We start from the raw sequence: 246 nt of genomic DNA, 5'->3' as shown, positions 1-246 counted from the left end.
GGACATGTCATCAACTCCGGTTATCAGACCTGTGCTGAATACGACACTGATCCACAGGCTGCGAAGTAATCACTTCGTCTGAAAGCTTGAGTAACAACGGAAACCGGCCATTGCGCCGGTTTTTTTTGGCCTGAGTTCTTAATTATCTTCGCGAATTATTTGCCCGAAATGTGAAGAGGGTCATAACCGCAGGTCAAGGAGAGACAATTTACAAGGTCAAAGAAATACTATTGCTCAGGTCTATAC

At 44.7% G+C, this 246-nt stretch carries 1 pseudogene; it reads left to right on the top strand.

The window, feature by feature from the left end:
- Positions 1-69 (top strand): annotated as a pseudogene (locus tag V5P19_RS24225) (transcriptional regulator); the annotation flags it as partial.
- Positions 70-246: the final 177 nt, after the last annotated feature.

The sequence above is a fragment of the Enterobacter sp. UNJFSC 003 genome (genome assembly GCF_036903355.1).
In the GTDB taxonomy this organism is placed as follows: Bacteria; Pseudomonadota; Gammaproteobacteria; order Enterobacterales; family Enterobacteriaceae; genus Enterobacter.
Note: the sequence above shows the minus strand (reverse complement) of the source record. Positions and strands in the feature narration are given on the sequence as shown.